A 16,778-nucleotide genomic window follows, 5' to 3' on the forward strand; every position below is an offset into this window, starting at 1 on the left:
CACCACGCCCCCGGATGGCCCACTGCCCGAGCCCTCCGGGGCCCTGCGTCTAGCATCGCGGCGTGCGCAACGACGACAGCCCCCCGCCTCCCGAAGCCGCCGCGCCGACCGGGCCGGACCACCGGACCTGGTTCACGCGGCGCTCCACCCTCGTCATCGCGGTCGCCGCGCTGGCGCCGACCGCCCTGGCCGGCTGGGTCCTGACCCAGGTACTGACCGGGGCCGGGCCTGAGGGCCGCGACGCGAAGCCGACGGCCGCGTGGAGCGCCACCCCGGTCACGCCGGCCTCCTCCCCCGTCACGCCCTCCGCGGCGCCCGCCAAGGGAACGCTCACCGGCCGGACGGTCGTCATCGACCCCGGCCACAACACGGGCAACTTCAAGCACACCGACGAGATCGACCAGCAGGTGGACATCGGCACCGGCCGCAAGGAGTGCGACACCACCGGCACCACCACCAACTCCGGCTACATGGAGGCGGAGTTCACCCTCGACGTCTCGCTGCGCCTGCGGACCGCCCTGGAGGCCCAGGGCGCCAAGGTGGTGCTCACCCACGAGGCCGACCGCCCCTGGGGCCCCTGCATCAACGAGCGGGCCCGCATCGGCAACGAGGCCAAGGCCGACGCCGTCGTCTCCGTCCACGCCGACGGCGTCTCCGCCGGAAACCGCGGCTTCCACGTCATCCTGCCCGCCAAGGTCAAGGGCGGCGCCGCCGACACCGCGGCGATCGTCGAACCCTCCCGGCTGCTCGGCGAGCGGATCGCCGGGAACTTCGCCCGGACCACCGGATCGGCCCCCGCCAACTACCTTGGCTCCGGTACCGGATTGGTCGTCCGCGACGATCTCGGCGGACTGAACCTGTCAACGCGGCCCAAGGTGTTCATCGAATGCGGCAACATGCGTGACGCCAAGGACGCGGCGCAGCTGACGAGTCCGGAGTGGCGGCAGAAGGCGGCCCAGGGCATCGCGGACGGCATCGTAGGGTTCCTCGGGGGGTAAGTCCACGGGCAGTCCCGCCGGGACTGCTCGCAGCCCCGATCCTCTCGGCCGCGCGAGACCTCCGTACCATGGTGCCGCCCGCCCCGCTCCAGGCAAGCTCTGTGACCGCGGCACCACGAGACGACCGAGACCGAGAAGGACACCTAAGACGTGAACATCCGCTCCCTCACTCGAGGCGACGGCGTGGTGATCGGAGCAGCGGTGCTGCTGTTCATCGCCTCGTTCCTCGATTTCTACTCCACCACCGGTGGCGACCTGCCGAGCGCATGGGACACCGACTCCTACCGCCTGGTGCTCCCCAGCGTCTTCCTGCTCGGCTTCATCGCCGCCGGCCTGCTGGTCGCCGGCCGCTTCCAGCCCGAGACCCGCAAGGTCCTGGGCCTTCCGCTGGTGGCGTGGGGCACCGTGCTCGCCGTCTCGGCGGCCTGGTCCGCGCTGTGGGCCCTGATCACCTGCCCGAGCCAGCTCGACCTCGGCGCGGGCGCCATCCTCGCCTTCCTCGCCACCCTGGCCCTGGCCGGTGTGGCCGTGGCCGGCGCGAAGGTCCCGGCGCTGGCCGGCCAGCTGATGCCGGAGCCGCGGCCCGCCGCCGTTCCGCCGTTCGGGGGCCAGCCCCAGCCGGGCGCCGGGTACGGCTACCCGGGCGCCCAGCAGCAGCCGTACGGCACCACCCCGCAGCCGGTCCCGCCGTACGGCGGCACGCCCACCCCGGCCCCGGGCCCGGGCCCGCAGGACTCCGGCCAGCACACCCCGGCTCCGGCGCCCGCCCCGGCGGGCGACTTCACCCCGTTCTGGTTCGCCGTGCCGGTGGCCCGCCCCCTCTTCGCCGAGGACGGCTCCCCCACCCCGATCGCCGAACTCGCCCCGGGCACCTGGTACCTGGCGGTCGAGCAGCGCGACGCCGCCACCCTGATCGCCCAGACCCAGGACGGCCGGCGCGGCGTCCTGAACGACACCTCGGGCATCCAGCGCGGCTGATCCCCGTTCCCGCACGGCCGACGGCCCCCCGCCCTTCCGGGCGGGGGGCCGTTGCCCTACAGTCGCCTGACGCACCGTCAGAAATGGCTGCCGGCATCGCGGAGGGACCGTACATGCGCCTCGGACTCGCACTCGGCTACTGGGGCCGCGGCCCCCACGCGGACCACCTCGCCCTCGCCACCGAGGCGGAGAGCCTCGGCTACGACTCGGTGTGGACCGCCGAGGCCTGGGGCTCGGACGCCTTCACCCCGCTCACCTGGATCGCCGCGCACACCTCCCGGATCCGGCTCGGCACCGCCATCGCGCAGATGGCCGCGCGCACCCCCACCGCCACCGCCATGCACGCCCTCACCCTGGACCACCTCTCCGGCGGCCGGATGATGCTGGGTCTGGGCCTGTCCGGCCCGCAGGTGGTCGAGGGCTGGTACGGACGCCCCTTCCCCGCGAGCCCGCTGACCGCGACCCGCGAGTACGTCGACGTCATCCGGCAGGTACTGCGCCGCGAGGGACCGGTCGCGCTGGAGGGCCGCTTCCACCAGCACCCGTACCGGGGCGAGGACGGCACCGGCATCGGCAAACCGCTGAAGCCCATCACCCACCCGCTGCGCGCGGACCTGCCGGTCCTGCTGGGCGCCGAGGGGCCGAAGAACATCGCGCAGACGTCGCGGATCGCCGACGGCTGGCTCCCCCTGTACTGGTCGCCGACCCGCACCGACGTCTACCAGGCCTCGCTGGCCGAGCTCCCCGAAGGCTTCATGATCGCGCCGATGGCCCGCGCCAAGGTGTGCGACGACGTCGCCGAGGGGCTGTTTCCGGTCAAGGCGATGCTCGGCTTCTACATCGGCGGCATGGGCCACGCTGCCCGCAACTTCCACGCCGACCTGATGGCGCGGATGGGGTACGAGGAGGAGGCCCGCCGCATCCAGGAGCTGTTCCTCGCCGGACGCAGGGAGGAGGCGGTCCTCGCCGTCCCGGACGCGTTCGCCGACGAGATCTCGCTGATCGGCCCCCGGGAGCGGATCGCCGAACGCCTGGAGCTGTGGCGCAAGGGCCCGGTCACCGACCTTCTCGTCACCGCCCCCGACCCGCACACCCTGCGGGTGCTGGCGGAGCTCAACAACTAGGGCCCCGATGTGACTATGTGACGTGACAGCGGCTGTCCGAAAGTGGATGATGATCGTCGCCGCTACGGGTTTCGCGTGCGCCCGACTGCCGCCGGGGGGAACTGGCCGCACAACGGTCGCGAAGCGCCGCACCCGTGGCGACCCACGTCGTCCTCTGCCCCAAGGAACCCTCTTCGTGCGTCCCACTCGTGCGACCGTCCTGCTGACCGCGGGTCTCGTCTCCCTCCTCGGGCTGCCCGCCACCGCGGCCGCCACCGAAAATCCGACCACCCTCTACGTGGACCACACCACGGGCTCCGGCTGCTCGGACAGCGGCCCCGGTTCACAGGACACGCCCCTCTGCACGATCTCGGCCGCGGCCAAGGCCGTACAGCCGGGCCAGACCGTGCGCATCGTGCCGGGCAAGCCGTACGACGAGGCCGTCACCATCGACCGGTCCGGCCAGCCGGGCAAGCCGATCACCTTCGAAGGCGGCGTGACCGGGTCGTCCCAGTTCTGGCTGGCGGCGGGCAGGCCCCTGACCGTCAGCGGCGCCTCCCACGTCGTGGTCCGCGGGCTGGGCACCCAAGCCGGTCTCAGGGTCACCGGTTCCACCGATGTCGAGGTGGACCGGATGAACGCCCTCAAGAACCCCGGCGCCGTCACGGTCGACGGGGGAAGCACGGACGTGCGCCTCAGCCGCAGCCGGCTGGACTCGTCCGTCCGGATCGAGGGTGCGCAGGGCACCGTACTGAGCCGCAACGAGATCCACGGCTACGCCAACGCGGCGGTCACCGCGTACAACGCGCCCGGCACCGTCGTCACCAACAACACGGTCTACCTCTCCTGCGAGGCGGCCGTCTCCCTGGGTGAGGGCTCCACGGCCTCGGCCCTGTTCAACAACGTGATCCACACGGAGTCCGCGGCCGGGTGCCCGGCGCCCGATCCGCGCTACGGCATCGCCGTGGCGCAGGGCGCGGCCTCCGGCACCCGCGCCGACTACAACCTGGTCACCGGCCCCTTCAGCGATGCCCGGGTGGCCTACAAGTGGGCCGGCACCCCCTACCGGGACCAGGCGGCCTTCCACGCCGCGACCGGCCACGGCGCCCACGACATCCTGACCCCGTCCCGGATCAACGTCGGCCCGTGGGACGGATCCCCCACCGTCGACTCCGGCGACCCGACGGCGCCGGGCGTCCTGCCCACGGACTTCCTGGGGCGGCCCGTCGGGGACGACCCGCGCGTGCCCAACACCGGCAAGGACGGCGGGTACGTCGACCGCGGCTCCCGCGAGCTGCAGGACTACCTGCAGTCCGTCCGGGTGGAGCTCGAACAGGGCTGGGCCCCGGTCGGCACCACGGTGAAGGCGAACGCCGTCCCGAACAGCACCTGGGCCGCCGCGCTCAGCTACCGGTACGACTTCGGCGACGGCACCGCCCCGGTGGTCACCAAGGCCACCTCCGCCGAGCACGTGTACGGCGCGCCGTGCGAGTGCACGGTGAAGGTGACGGCCACCAACGTCGCCGGGCAGCAGGTCCAGGGCCAGCAGACGGCGAAGGTCACCCCGGCCGCTCCGCTGGCCACGGCCTTCACGGCCACGCCGGTCCTGCCGAGCGCGAACGCGCCCAGGGAGTTCGTCCCGCCGCTGTCCGTCGAGGCCGAGGCGCGGACCACCGCCGCGCCGTGGCCGGTCCAGCGGATGGACGTGGACTTCGGTGACGGCGCGAAGGAGAGCCGCAGCGCACTGGAGCCGGTCCGGCACGCCTACAAGCAGCCCGGCACCTACAAGGTGACGGTGACCCTCCAGGACATCAAGGGCGCCACCTCCACGGCCGAGCGGACCGTCCAGGTCGCCTACACCCCGGCCGGCTACGTCCCCCTCACCCCGACCCGCGTACTGGACACCCGTACCTCCGGCACTCCCGTCCAGGGCGGCACCGCCACCCCGGTCACCCTGCCGATCGTCTTCACCGGCTCGGGCCCGAACCACACGGCCGGCGCGTCCGCGGCGGTCCTGAACGTGACGGTCACCGGGGCCACCGAGGACACCCACCTCAGCGTCTGGCCCGCGGGCCAGCCCCGCCCGGTCACCTCGAACGTCAACGTCAAGGCGGGCGGGACCTCCTCCAACACCGTCACCGTGCCCATCGGCGCCGACGGCAAGGTCTCCGCGCAGCTCAACTCGGGCAAGGCCGCGCTGATCGTCGACTTCGTCGGCTACTACCAGCCGAACGCCGGGCAGCGCTTCACCCCGCTCGCCCCGGCCCGCCTCGTCGACACCCGCACCACGGGCGGCGCGCTGGGCGGTGGCCAGACCCGCACGGTGAAGGTCGCCGGTGTGGGCGGCATCCCCGCCGACGCCACCGCCGTCGCCCTCAACCTCACCGGCACCGGCGCGACCGAGCAGGCGCACGTCATCGCCTACCCGGACCCCGACCCGAACCGTCGGCCCACCACCTCCAACCTGAACGTGGAACCGGGCAAGGACAAGTCCAACCAGGCCATCGTCCCCGTCGGCTCGAACGGCACCATCACCCTCTACACCAACACCGGCTCCACCCACCTGATCCTCGACGCGGTCGGCTACTACGCCGAGGACGGCAAGGCCCTCTTCACCCCGGTCGTCCCCCAGCGCCTCGCCGACACCCGCACCACCGGAAAGCTCGCCCCCGGCGCCACCACCACCGTCGCCGGGATCCCGGCGAACGCGATCGGCGCGGCCCTGAACGTGACCGCCACCGACACCACCGGCCCCGGCTTCCTCACCCTCCACGGACACGGCGCCGCCCGCCCCGAGGCCAGCAGCCTCCAGACCCGCCCCGGCGACACCGTCCCCAACCACGTCACCACCCCGGTGGCCGACGGCCGCGTCAGCATCTCCAACAGCTACGGCGGCAGCACCCACGTGATCACCGACCTCTTCGGCTACTTCACCCAGGGCTGACCCCACCCGCAGCACACCGGAGCCCCGGCCACCGCGACTCGCGGCGACCGGGGCTCCCTGCTGCCTCAGGCGTCCTTCTCAGGCTTCGTCGGGAGTCTGCTTGATGGCGTCCAGCAGCTCGCGCAGGTCCAGCGCCATGACGGCGATCTCGATGCTCCCGCCGCCCCCGTAGGCGCAGGTGACGATCCGCGAGCCCGGGTTGATGGACATGCCCTCCTTCACGGAGGGGGCCCGTACCGCCGTGGCGCGGCCTCCGGGCAGCGGCACGGGCTCACCGCGCTGCGGGACCCAGCGCGCCGCCCCCGGGCCCGCGTACACCCGGCCGGGCCGCCAGCGGCCCTCGCCGGCCGGCTCGCGGGCCATGCCGGGAATCCCGGGCACGGGCCCGGCGGCCGTCCGCGCGAGGTGCTTGCGCCGCAGGAGCCAGCCGGCTCCGGCGGCGGCGAGGACGGCCACCACGATCTCGATCACCCGGCCATTGTCCCTATCCGCCCAGCTGGGAGACGCTCGGGACCTGGTCGGTCACCGTGGCGCCCGCGCTCTTGCCCGCATCCTTGACGCCGTCGATGACGCTGTCGAAGGAACTGATGTCGCCGTCACCCGCCTGACCCTTGCGGAGCTTGGTGCCGAGGCCCTTGAGGGACTCGATGCCCGCCGTCAGCGGTGCGATCGCCTTCGACAGCAGCGGGTCGCCCTTGGCGTTGTCGGCGGCCGCCTTCAGCCGGTTGTAGGCGAAGGCACCCGCGAGGCCGGCCTTGATGAGCGCGAACGTACGGCCCTTCGCGCCCTTCTTGAACTTGCCGGCGCGGTACGGCTTGATGATCCACTGGTACGTCGCCCCGGCCGCGAGCCCCGCGTTGGCGACGAAGCGCGCCTTGGCGAACTTCTGCTTCTCGGCGGAAGTGCTGGGCGAGGGCGTCGCGGCGGCCAGCTCGTCGGCTTCGACGGCGGCCGGTTCCGCGGCCGCGAGGGCCGCCAGCTCCCCCATCGACGCGGAGGAGAGCTCTTCGCTCCGGCTCCCGGCGCCACCACCGTCGCTGCCGCATGCGGTGGCGCCGGCCAGCAGCGCTGTGGACAGGACCACCGCCGTGAGGGCACGGCGGATTCGGACGGTCGTGGGTACGGGCACGGTTTCCTCCGGGGACTGAGGCGTCCCCCGCAGCCTCGCCCGCTCCCCACGGCTCCACCACTTGGGGGACCCGTTCGGGTTTGCGGCCCGCCCGCACGGCAAGACGCGTGACATGCCCACACACACCCGAGTACACGCCCGAGGAAGCAGTCAGGCAGGCCGGGCCGTCGCACTGGTGGCGGACGTGCTCGCCTTCGTGATCGTCCTGTGGATCCTGCTGTACCTGCTGGACGCCAACCGCGGCAACGAACTGGTGGAGTTCGTCCACGACACCGCGTCCTGGCTGGCCGGCTGGTCCTACGACCTCTTCACCTTCAGCCGCGAATGGGTCCAGGTCGTGGTCGGCTACGGCCTGGCCGCGGTGGTCTACGTCCTCGTCGGACACGCCGTCGCAGGCTGGCTCTACCGGCGTTAGGGCCGGTAGAGCCAGTGGCGCCGCCGCCGCTCAACCGCAGCAGTCGGGCTCCAGCCCGGCCGGGAGCGAGGTCCCGCCGAACACCTCGGTGGTGGCCTCGTCCCCGCCGAGCGCCGCGACGGCCAGCAGCAGGGACCCGGCCGTCCAGGTGGTCTGCTCGACCGGCCAGACGGCCTTGTCCTGGAACACGTACCCCGTCCAGTACATGCCGTTGTCGGCGCGCAGGTGCGTGATCGAGCGCAGGATCTCCAGCGCCCGGTCCGACTCCCCCGTCGCCCACAGCGCGAGCGCCAGCTCGCAGGACTCGCCGCCCGTCACCCACGGGTTCGGCAGGACGCAGCGCACGCCCAGGTCCGCGACGACGAACTCGTCCCAGCGCTCCTCGATGCGCGCCTTGGCCTCGGCGCCGGTCAGGGCGCCGCCGAGGACCGGGTAGTACCAGTCCATCGAGTAGTGGTTCTTGTCGAGGAACCGCTCGGGGTGGCGGCGAATGGCATGGCGCAGGGCGCCCGCCGCGAGCTCCCAGTCGGGCTGCGGCTCCTCGCGGTGCTCGGCGATGGCCAGCGCGCAGCGCAGGGCCTGGTGGATGGAGGAGGAGCCGGTCAGCAGGGCGTCCGTGACGGGCGTGCCGTCGGCCTCCCGCTTCCAGCCGATCTCGCCGCCGGGCTGCTGGAGCGAGAGCACGCACTCCACGGCCGCGTAGACCGCGGGCCACATCCGGTCGAGGAAGGCGTCGTCACCGGTGGACAGGTAGTGGTGCCAGACGCCGACGGCTATGTACGCCGTGAAGTTGCTCTCCCGGCTCGAGTCCTGCGGCTCGGCGGTGTCCACGCCGTCCGGCCGGTCGGCGTAGGCCGCGTACCAGGAGCCGTCCTGGTTCTGGTGGGCGGCGAGCCACTCGTACGCCTTCTCGGCGGCCGCGTGCTCCCCGGCCGCGTCCAGCGCCATCGCGGCCTCGGTGTGGTCCCACGGGTCGAGGTGGTGCCCGCGGAACCACGGTATGGCCCCGTCCGCCCGCTGCGCGGCGAGGATGCCGGCGACGGTCTCGGCGGCCTGCTCCGCGGTCAGGACGCCGTCCAGGACGAGGTGTTCGGGTGCGGTGCGCCCGGGCGAGGTCACTGTGCGGCGCCCGCGGCGTCGACGGGCAGGTGGGGCTTGGTCGCGTACGCCACGAAGCTCTTGCCGATGACCGGGTTGAGGGCCTGCTCCGCGAGCCGCGTGGCCAGCGGCTTCTTCATGATGTCCCAGACCAGGAGCTTGTGGTACGCCCGGACGGGCAGCGCCTTGTCGTTGTCGACGCCGAAGGCGCACTTGAGCCACCAGTACGGGGAGTGCAGCCCGTGCGCGTGGTGCGTGCCGTATGGCTTGAGGCCCGCGGCCTCCATCTTGCCGAGCAGCTCGTCCGCCTTGTAGATGCGGATGTGGCCGCCCTCGACCTCGTGGTAGGCGTCGGAGAGCGCCCAGCAGATCTTCTCGGGGCCGTAGCGCGGCACGGTGATGGCGATGCGGCCGCCGGGCTTGAGCACGCGGACCATCTCGGCGAGCACGCCCTTGTCGTCGGGGATGTGCTCCATCACCTCGGAGATGATGACGACGTCGAAGGACTCGTCGGGGAAGGGCAGTGCGAGCGCGTCGCCTTCCATGGCGGTGGCGGTGGCGCCGGCCGGGGCCTCGCCGGCCTCCTTCATGGCGGCGAACCACTTGGCGACCTCGCGGATCTCCTCGCCGTTGCGGTCGACGGCGACCACCTGGGCGCCTCTCCGGTAGCACTCGAAGGCGTGCCGGCCTGCGCCGCAGCCCAGATCGAGCACGCGGTCGCCTGCGGCGAGCGGGAACCGGGAGAAATCGACGGTCAGCACGGGGTCCTGCCTTCGCGGTCGCGGGGGTGTACGGGGGTGGTGTGGATGTGGCGGAAGGTCACCGAGGGCGGCGGGCACGGCCGGCGGCCGCCTGCTCGATGGCGGCCCGGTAGTGCGCGGCGGTGCCTTCGGCGGCCTTGGCCCAGGTGAAGCGGGTCAGGACCCGTTCGCGCCCGGCGGCGCCGAGGCGGGCCCGCAGCTGCGGGTCACCCAGCATCCGGCCCAGCGCGGCGGCCAGCGCGCCCGCGTCGCCCGGGGGCACCGCGAGGCAGGTCTCGCCGTCGGGGCCGGAGACTTCGGGGATCGCTCCGCCGGTGGTGGCGACGAGCGGGGTGCCGGTGGCCATGGCCTCGGCCGCCGGGAGCGAGAAGCCCTCGTAGAGGGAGGGCACGCAGGCGACCTGGGCGCTGCGGACGAGGTCGACGAGTTCGGCGTCGGTGATGCCCTTGACGAAGCGGACGGCGTCCTGGAGCCCGTACGACTCGATGGCGCGGGCGACCGGCCCCTTCTCGGCACGCTTGCCGACGACGACGAGGTGGGCGTCGGGCTGCTCGGTGCGCAGCTTCGCGAGCGCCTCGACGAGGTGGACGAGCCCCTTGAGCGGGACGTCGGCGCTGGAGGTGGTGACGATGCGGCCCGGTACCTCGGCGACGGAGGGGTCCGGGGACCACAGGTCGGTGTCGGCGCCGATGTGCACGACGTGGATGCGGCCGTCCTGGACGCCGAGGTGCTGGGCGATCTCCTGCTTGGAGGAGCCGGAGACGGTGAGCACGGAGGGGAGGCGCCGGGCGACGCGGCCCTGCATGCGCGTGAAGGCGTACCAACGCCGCACGGAGGCCCGCTTCATGCGGTCCTTGGCGGCGTCGAGGTCGAGCTGCCTGTCGACGGTGATGGGGTGGTGGATCGTGGTCACCAGGGGTGCGCCGAGATCCGCCAGCAGCCCGTATCCGAGGGTCTGGTTGTCGTGGATGACGTCGAACTCACCGGCGCGGGCGGCGAGGTGGCGCCGGGCCCGCAGGGAGAAGGTCAGCGGCTCGGGGAATCCGCCGGTCCACATGGTGGCGACCTCCAGCGCGTCGATCCAGTCCCGGTACTCGCCGCGCTTGGGAGTGCGGAAGGGATCGGGCTGCCGGTAGAGGTCGAGGCTCGGGAGTTCGGTGAGCGTGGCCCCCGTGTCGAGCACCGGATAGGGCTGCGCGCCGATGACCTCGACGGAGTGCCCCAGGCGTACGAGCTCGCGCGAGAGGTGGCGGACGTAGACGCCCTGGCCACCGCAGAACGGGTTCCCCTTATAGGTGAGGAGCGCGATGCGCAGCGGGCGGTCGCCGTCGGTGGCGGAACCCGGGAAAGGGCTCGTCACCATGGCCTCAGCGGTCACTCCTGGCCCCCTTCATCCCTGCACTTTCGCCGGAGCGTAACCGCTCGGATAATGTAGAACAAGTTTCAGACTTGATCCGTTGAGACCATTGAATCTACCGGCCGGAAACCACACCGTAAGAGGCGGAGCAGGTGATTCGCGCCACGGCTGCGGCGCCTGACATGCTGGCTCCGGATCAGCCCCGCAACGACTCGGAACGGGACACATGACAGCGGAAGCGAAGGCCGCCCACACCCCGGCGTCCCCTCCCCTGACGGAGCGCCAGGAGGCGCGCCGCCGCCGGATCCTGCACGCCAGTGCACAGCTGGCGAGCCGGGGCGGCTTCGATGCCGTCCAGATGCGCGAGGTCGCGGAATCGTCCAGCGTGGCGCTGGGCACCCTGTACCGGTACTTCCCGTCCAAGGTGCACCTGCTGGTGGCCACCATGCAGGACCAGCTCCAGCACATGCACACGACGCTGCGCAAGCACCCGCCGGCCGGCGACGACCCGGCGGCGCGGGTCGCGGAGACCCTGATGCGGGCCTTCCGGGCGCTCCAGCGGGAGCCGCACCTCGCGGACGCGATGGTGCGGGCGCTGACCTTCGCGGACCGCAGCGTGAGCCCCGAGGTGGACACGGTGTCCCGGCTGACCACGGCGATCATCCTGGACGCGATGGGCCTGGAGGCCCCGCCGACGGCGGAACAGCTCTCGGCGGTCCGGGTCATCGAGCACACCTGGCACTCGGCGCTGATCACCTGGCTGTCGGGCCGCGCCTCGATCGCCCAGGTCAAGATCGACATCGAGACGGTCTGCCGCCTGATCGACCTGACGGCCCCGGAAAAGGCCTGAAGCCACCGGTCCACCGGTCCTGGGTCATACCCGGGTCCGGGGCTCACCTGCCGCCTATGCGGCGAGCTTCTGCGGCTGCTCGGCCCGCGGGGCCATCAGGCGGCGCAGCAGCCGGGTGAGCGGCCGCTCCACCAGGCGGTGCAGCAGCCAGGCGATCAGCATCGCGCCCGCGATCACCCCGAGGAGGGTCGGCCAGGCGCCCCACTGCTCGTTCCACCGCCAGATCACCCGCACGCCCAGTGACTGGTGCACGAGGTAGAGCGGGTAGGAGATCGCGCCCGCGACCGGCAGCCAGCGCCACTGGATGCGGTCCAGTTTCCCGAGCGCGATCAGGCCCATGAGCAGGTACATCGCGGTGATCGCGGCCAGGCAGACCTTCCAGTCGATGCCGTGCCCCTCGTCCGCCATGATCGCCGGAAGGCGATGCTGCATCAGCAGCCAGGACAGCGCCAGGATGCCCAGGGTCTCGCCTTCGATCCGGCCCGCCCGGCGGACCAGGTGGAAGGCGATCCCGGCGATGAAGAACGACGCCCACTGGGGTACCAGGAGCTGGTCCAGCAACGGGATGCCCGACTTCGGCGCCAGGACCGAGCCCAGCGCCCAGACCCAGCAGAAGGCCGCGACCCGGCGGTAGCTGGTGCCGAGCAGGACGACCAGCGAGAAGAGCAGGTAGAAGCGCAGCTCGGCCCAGAGCGTCCAGTAGACGAGGTCCACGCCCTCCACACCGAGGGGTTCCTGCAGCATCGTGAGGTTGGTGAGCATCTGGCCGACGGTGACCTTCGGCTCGCCCGGAGTCCGCGGGCCCAGGCGGGCGGCCGCGGAGGAGAGCACGACCGCCGCCCAGTAGAGCGGGAACAGCCGCAGGATCCGGCCCTGCCAGAACTGCTGGAGCGACTTGCCCCAGCCGGACATGCAGATGACGAAACCGCTGATCATGAAGAAGAAGACCACGCCGAGCCAGCCGAAATCGGCGATCCGGTGCAGCGCGGGAAACAGCTCGGCCGCCGTCCGCTGCCAGGGGATCGTCCCGTAGCCGGCCAGGTAGTGGAAAAGGACCACCGACAGCGCCGCGAGCAGCCGCAGGCCGTCCAGCACCGCGATGCGCGGCGCCCGGACAGCCCCGCCGCCGCCCCTCGGCCGGACCCTCCCGTGACGGACGGGTTCGGGGGGCGGCTGCGTCGCCCCGGCGGGCGCCGGAACGCGGTCCCCGGCGAGGACGGACCTGTCGGACATGACACCTCTGGAATTCCTTCGGTGTCGCGGCACCGGTACGTCAACGGGGCATAAAGCCCCGCGATCGTATCGATGCCGCATGCACGCACACGAACCCGGGCGCTGCCGCCCGGCGCCCCCGCCCGGGTCGCCCCCCCCCACCGCCGTCCCTACGCGTCCGTCGTCCCCGGCGGATGCGCCCCGTCGAACGCCGCGTCGCAGGTCGCGTCGTGGTGCAGGGCCACGAGGGACAGGCGCTGGTCGTTGCGGGACTTGTAGTTGATGAGCACCAGCTCCCACGATCCGTTGGTCATGGCGAGCCCGTACGGGCGCTCCCTGTGGGCGGTGGTCGCCCAGCCGCGGGCGTTCAGGCCCACCACGACGTCCCGCAGCCTCTCCGGCGTGATCAGGTCGTGAGCGTCCCAGCTCACCGCGCACTCGGCGCCGAGGCCGAACTCCTCCTCGCGGTCCTTCCGCGACATGGGCCGTCCACCGGCTCTTGCCGAGGTGAGGACGGCCTCGAACTGCGCGTCCACCATCGGCCGCGACGGATCCGCTCCCGCCGGGGCGGGCGCGGGGGACGCAGACGCCTCCCGTACCCAGCCGTTCCCCGCGTCCTTGCCGAACTCCCGGTCGCTCAGCCCCGCGGCCACGAGGACGCCCGCCACCCCGGCCGACGCCGCCGCCCATTTGATCCTGCTCACGTCGCTTCCCCCCGCGAAGGCCCCGGGCCGGATCGCCCGGTGGCCCCGCAGAAGTGTCACACTCCGCCGTCGCGACCCTGAACGGATTTACTCCTCCGGCGGGAAGACCTGTTCGCCGGTCGCGGCCAGGGTGATCATGATGGCCTCGACCGGGCAGCCCTCCGCCGCCGTCAGGACCGGCTCGTTCGCGTCGGTTTCCGGGGTGCGCGGGTGCGACTGCCGGGCGGAGTCGAGGGCGAAGCCCTCCGGGGCGTGGTTCACGCACATGCCCGAGCCGATGCAGACCCCCCGGTCCACCTCGACCTGCCAGCGGTCGCCCATCAGGCACCCGCCTCGTAACCCGCCGGCAGGTGGATCATCTTGTGCTCCAGGTACTCGCCCAGGCCCTCGGGGCCGAACTCCCGGCCCACGCCGCTGTTCTTGTAGCCGCCGAACGGGCCGAGCATGTCCAGGCTGAAGGTGTTCACGTTGAAGGTGCCCGTCCGGACCTGCCGGCCGAAGTCGACGCCGTGCTCGACGTCGGCCGTCCAGACGCTGCCGCTCAGGCCGAACTCCGAGTCGTTGGCCACCCGTACCGCCTCCGCCTCGTCCCCGTACGGGATCAGGCAGACGACCGGGCCGAAGATCTCCTCGCGGGCGATCCGCATGGAGTTGTCCACGTCGCCGAAGAGGGTGGGCTCCACGTACCAGCCCCGCTCCAGGCCCGCCGGGCGGCCGCCGCCGGCCAGGACCTTGGCGCCCTCCTCCTGGCCGATGCGGATGTAGTCCAGGGAGCGCTGCTGCTGGCGCCGGGCCACGAGCGGGCCGAGCTGCGTCGCCGGGTCGAGCGGGTCGCCGACCACCAGGGAGCCGGCCGCCGCCGCGAGGGCCTCGGCCACCTCCTCGTAGCGGCTGCGCGGCGCGAGGACGCGGGTCTGGGCCACGCACGCCTGGCCGTTGTTCATCCAGGCCGCGGGCACGATCCCGGCGATGGTGGTGTCCAGATCGGCGTCGGGCAGGATCACGGCGGCCGACTTGCCGCCGAGTTCGAGGGTGACCCGGGTGAGGTTGCGCGCGGCGACCTCCATCACGCGCCTGCCCGCGGCGACCGAGCCGGTGAAGGCGACCTTGTCGATGCCGGGGTGGCCGACCAGGTACTCGCTGACCTCGCGGTCGGCGGGCAGGATCGACAGCACGCCCTCCGGCACCCCGGCCTCGCGCGCGATGTCGGCGAGGATGTACGAGTCGAGCGGGGACTCCGGGGAAGGCTTGAGGATCACCGTCGAGCCGGAGAGCAGCGCGGGCGCGAGCTTGGCGGCGGCCACGAACTGCGGCACGTTCCACGGGATGACGGCCGCGACGACCCCGACCGGCTCGCGGCGCACCAGGATCGGTCCGAGGACGCCCTGGCGGCGCTCCTCGTACGGGTAGGCGCGCGCGACGGTGATCGCGGCGTCGTAGACCATCATCGGGCCGAGCGCCTGGGCGAGGACGCTCCAGGAGTACGGGGATCCGTTCTGGGAGCTGATCGAACGGGCGATCTCCTCGTGCCGGACGGCTATGGCGTCCTTGATCCGGGAGACGACGGCGACGCGTTCGTCGAGCGACATCCGCGGCCAGGGACCCTCGTCGAACGCCTTGCGCGCGGCGGCGACCGCCCGGTCGACGTCGGCCTTCGAGGCGTGCGGGACGGAGCCGATGACCTGCTCGGTGTGGGGGGAGACGACCTGGATCGTGTCGGTGCCCAGCGGATCCGTCCACTCCCCGCCGATGAACAGTTGTCCGTGTTCCACGAGCTCGGTCATGGCTGATGCCTCCTGCGGCTTGGGGTCCCAGAACTGATACCAGTTCTAGTTACAGGAGTCCACGGCCGGGACAGAACAGCCCGGAAGATCCAACGACTAGTCAGAAAGGCCTGGAGGTGGTCGACTTGGGCTACTACTGAAACAAGTTCTCGTTCGGTTCGGGAGCAGTCGGGAGCAGGGGGTCTCATGTCACAGGACACGCCGCAGGACACGCCACAAGTGACCGACCACGGCGGAGGAGTGTGGGCGATCAAGGTCCCCATCCCCGACAACCCCCTCGGGCACACCCTCGTCCACGTCCTCGACACCGACCGCGGCCCGGTCCTCGTCGACACCGGCTGGGACGACCCCGAATCCTGGGACACCCTCGCCGCCGGCCTCGCCGCGCTCGGCATCGCCGTCGCCGACGTCCACGGCGTCGTCATCACCCACCACCACCCCGACCACCACGGCCTGTCCGGCCAGGTCCGCGCCGCGTCCGGAGCCTGGATCGCCATGCACGCCGCCGACACCGAGGTCGTCATACGGACCCGGTCCGCCGAACCGGGCGTCTGGTTCGACTACATGAGCGAGAAGCTCGCGGCCGCCGGAGCCCCCGAGGAGCACCTCGCCCCGCTCCGCGCCGCCCGCACGAGCGGCCGCATGCGGACCCTGCCCGGCCTGCACGCCGCCGTCCCCGACCGGGAGATCGTCCCCGCCGAGCTGCTCCCCCTCGCCGGACGCCGGCTGCGCGCGATCTGGACCCCCGGCCACACCCCCGGCCACGTCTGCCTGCACCTGGAGGAACAGCACCCGGCGAACCTCCCCGGCAACGGCCGCCTCTTCTCCGGCGACCACCTGCTGCCCGGGATCTCCCCCCACATCGGCCTGTACGAGGCCCCCGAGGACACCCGCGCCACCGACCCCCTCGGGGACTACCTCGACTCCCTCGAACGCATCGGGCGCCTGGGCCCGGCCGAGGTGCTCCCGGCCCACCAGCACGCCTTCACCGACGCCCCCGCCCGCGTACGGGAACTCCTCGACCACCACGAGGAACGACTCACGGGGCTGTGGGCGCTGCTCGCCGAACCGCTGACCCCGTGGGCACTGGCGGAGCGGATGGAGTGGAACCGGCCCTGGGAGCAGATCCCGTACGGCTCCCGCAACATCGCCGTCTCGGAGGCGGAGGCCCACCTGCGGCGACTGGTGAAGCAGGGCCGCGCGGAGGCGGTCCCGGGGACCGACCCCGTGACGTACCGGGCCCTGTAAGGGGCTCGGGTGGTCGACGCCCCCGGGCGGGAGGGTTACGGGCCGGTAGAGTGAACCCGTCGTCCACACCTCCGTACGGGGGGAAGCCGGTGCGATTCCGGCGCTGACCCGCAACCGTGACCCGCCCTCGGCACCGCTGGGGCGGGGAGCCGGAATGCCCCGTACCGGAAGTGCGCGGCTCGTGCCGCCGGGGCCTC

Annotated in this window: 16 protein-coding genes and 1 riboswitch; of the genes, 7 read left to right on the forward strand and 9 right to left on the reverse strand. The window is 72.5% G+C overall.

Going from position 1 to position 16,778, the window contains the following annotated elements; genetic code table 11:
- Positions 1 to 62: 62 nt before the first annotated feature.
- From OG737_RS08025 to OG737_RS08040, 4 genes are all read left to right on the forward strand, one after another.
- The gene (locus OG737_RS08025; RefSeq protein WP_328925445.1) at positions 63 to 998 is read left to right on the forward strand and encodes an N-acetylmuramoyl-L-alanine amidase; all 936 of its coding nucleotides are present in this window, start codon (positions 63 to 65) and stop codon (positions 996 to 998) included.
- Between the two features lie 150 nt (positions 999 to 1,148).
- Positions 1,149 to 1,976: a hypothetical protein gene (locus OG737_RS08030; RefSeq protein WP_328925446.1), complete on the forward strand. Its 828-nt coding sequence runs from the start codon at positions 1,149 to 1,151 to the stop codon at positions 1,974 to 1,976.
- Between the two features lie 113 nt (positions 1,977 to 2,089).
- Positions 2,090 to 3,100 (forward strand): LLM class F420-dependent oxidoreductase, encoded by a 1,011-nt coding sequence (locus OG737_RS08035; RefSeq protein ID WP_328925447.1) that lies wholly within the window; start codon positions 2,090 to 2,092, stop codon positions 3,098 to 3,100.
- Positions 3,101 to 3,275: 175 nt separating this feature from the next.
- Positions 3,276 to 6,023 carry a PKD domain-containing protein gene (locus OG737_RS08040; RefSeq protein WP_405921352.1) on the forward strand — a complete coding sequence of 916 codons (2,748 nt, stop codon included), beginning with the start codon at positions 3,276 to 3,278 and terminating at the stop codon, positions 6,021 to 6,023.
- Positions 6,024 to 6,101: 78 nt separating this feature from the next.
- On the opposite strand, the gene OG737_RS08045 is transcribed toward OG737_RS08040, so the two are convergent.
- The gene (locus OG737_RS08045) at positions 6,102 to 6,494 is read right to left on the reverse strand and encodes a hypothetical protein (RefSeq protein WP_328925449.1); all 393 of its coding nucleotides are present in this window, start codon (positions 6,492 to 6,494) and stop codon (positions 6,102 to 6,104) included.
- Positions 6,495 to 6,507: 13 nt separating this feature from the next.
- A complete protein-coding gene (locus OG737_RS08050; protein ID WP_328925450.1) occupies positions 6,508 to 7,152 on the reverse strand; it encodes a hypothetical protein in 645 nt (214 codons plus the stop codon).
- Between the two features lie 112 nt (positions 7,153 to 7,264).
- Between OG737_RS08050 and OG737_RS08055 the strand changes: the two genes are divergently transcribed.
- The gene (locus OG737_RS08055) at positions 7,265 to 7,567 is read left to right on the forward strand and encodes a hypothetical protein (protein WP_328925451.1); all 303 of its coding nucleotides are present in this window, start codon (positions 7,265 to 7,267) and stop codon (positions 7,565 to 7,567) included.
- Between the two features lie 30 nt (positions 7,568 to 7,597).
- On the opposite strand, the gene OG737_RS08060 is transcribed toward OG737_RS08055, so the two are convergent.
- From OG737_RS08060 to OG737_RS08070, 3 genes are read right to left on the reverse strand one after another with little or no spacing between them, the layout of a single operon-like run.
- Positions 7,598 to 8,686, reverse strand: coding sequence for a prenyltransferase (locus OG737_RS08060; RefSeq protein ID WP_328925452.1), 1,089 nt, complete (start codon positions 8,684 to 8,686; stop codon positions 7,598 to 7,600).
- Complete coding sequence (locus OG737_RS08065) at positions 8,683 to 9,426, reverse strand: class I SAM-dependent methyltransferase (protein WP_328925453.1); 744 nt, start codon at positions 9,424 to 9,426, stop codon at positions 8,683 to 8,685. The genes OG737_RS08060 and OG737_RS08065 overlap by 4 nt, the downstream gene beginning before the upstream one ends.
- Before the next feature lie 58 nt (positions 9,427 to 9,484).
- A complete protein-coding gene (locus tag OG737_RS08070) occupies positions 9,485 to 10,804 on the reverse strand; it encodes a glycosyltransferase family 4 protein (RefSeq protein ID WP_328925454.1) in 1,320 nt (439 codons plus the stop codon).
- 205 nt (positions 10,805 to 11,009) lie between these two features.
- On the opposite strand from OG737_RS08070, the gene OG737_RS08075 reads away from it, so the two are divergent.
- Positions 11,010 to 11,633: a TetR family transcriptional regulator gene (locus OG737_RS08075; RefSeq protein ID WP_328925455.1), complete on the forward strand. Its 624-nt coding sequence runs from the start codon at positions 11,010 to 11,012 to the stop codon at positions 11,631 to 11,633.
- A gap of 54 nt (positions 11,634 to 11,687) precedes the next feature.
- Here the strand turns inward: OG737_RS08075 and OG737_RS08080 are convergent, their stop codons facing one another.
- The 4 genes from OG737_RS08080 to OG737_RS08095 all read right to left on the reverse strand — a co-directional run bounded on the left by OG737_RS08080 (position 11,688) and on the right by OG737_RS08095 (position 15,333).
- Positions 11,688 to 12,866: an acyltransferase family protein gene (locus tag OG737_RS08080; protein WP_405921353.1), complete on the reverse strand. Its 1,179-nt coding sequence runs from the start codon at positions 12,864 to 12,866 to the stop codon at positions 11,688 to 11,690.
- A 149-nt stretch (positions 12,867 to 13,015) separates the two neighbouring features.
- The gene (locus OG737_RS08085) at positions 13,016 to 13,549 is read right to left on the reverse strand and encodes a hypothetical protein (protein ID WP_405921354.1); all 534 of its coding nucleotides are present in this window, start codon (positions 13,547 to 13,549) and stop codon (positions 13,016 to 13,018) included.
- A gap of 87 nt (positions 13,550 to 13,636) precedes the next feature.
- On the reverse strand, positions 13,637 to 13,870 hold the full coding sequence (locus OG737_RS08090; protein ID WP_405921355.1) for a ferredoxin: 234 nt from the start codon (positions 13,868 to 13,870) through the stop codon (positions 13,637 to 13,639).
- A complete protein-coding gene (locus OG737_RS08095) occupies positions 13,870 to 15,333 on the reverse strand; it encodes an aldehyde dehydrogenase (RefSeq protein WP_328925459.1) in 1,464 nt (487 codons plus the stop codon). The genes OG737_RS08090 and OG737_RS08095 overlap by 1 nt, the downstream gene beginning before the upstream one ends.
- Before the next feature lie 186 nt (positions 15,334 to 15,519).
- Between OG737_RS08095 and OG737_RS08100 the strand changes: the two genes are divergently transcribed.
- Entirely contained in the window at positions 15,520 to 16,581 is a 1,062-nt protein-coding gene (locus OG737_RS08100; RefSeq protein WP_328925460.1) for an MBL fold metallo-hydrolase, read from the forward strand.
- A gap of 79 nt (positions 16,582 to 16,660) precedes the next feature.
- A riboswitch (cobalamin riboswitch) is annotated at positions 16,661 to 16,741 on the forward strand.
- The last annotated feature ends 37 nt before the right edge of the window (positions 16,742 to 16,778 follow it).

The sequence above is a fragment of the Streptomyces sp. NBC_00122 genome (assembly GCF_045160845.1).
Lineage (GTDB): Bacteria > Actinomycetota > Actinomycetes > Streptomycetales > Streptomycetaceae > Streptomyces.